Origin of the sequence: Nonomuraea basaltis (genome assembly GCF_005893125.1) — a bacterium.
Classification (GTDB): domain Bacteria; phylum Actinomycetota; class Actinomycetes; order Streptosporangiales; family Streptosporangiaceae; genus Nonomuraea; species Nonomuraea basaltis.
Map to the genome: position 1 here is coordinate 1 of NZ_VCJS01000666.1, position 381 is coordinate 381.

General features: G+C 68.5%; 1 pseudogene. It reads left to right on the forward strand.

Features of this window, described 5'->3' with window-relative positions:
- Positions 1-71 precede the first annotated feature (71 nt).
- Positions 72-381, forward strand: a pseudogene (locus EJK15_RS76090) (hypothetical protein); the annotation flags it as partial.

Genomic DNA, 381 nt, shown 5'->3' on the forward strand with positions numbered 1-381 from the left:
CGCGTCCCGGTAGGCAGTGGACCGACGTCGGCGGCAAGGGCAAGGATCCCGATCGTTAGCCTCGGCCGCGGATGCGCGCCACCTACACCCGCACCCAAGGGGTGCGGCACCTGTTCGCCGCGTTAGATCTGGGCAAGGACAAGATGTATGGGCACGTCAAGAAGCGCAAGCGACGCGGAGAGTTCCTGGAGTTCTGCCGCTACCTGCGCAGCCTCTACCCGCCCGACGTGCGGACTTCTCGCGCTGGCGATCGCGATCGTCGGGCTGACCCTGCGTTGGCGGCGCGAGTCGGCCTGGGCGTCGAAGGCACGGGGGCTGACCGTGCTGGCTTGGGCGTCGTCGGTGGCGTTCGTGCTGTTCGCCGTGGCTCGTCCGCTGATC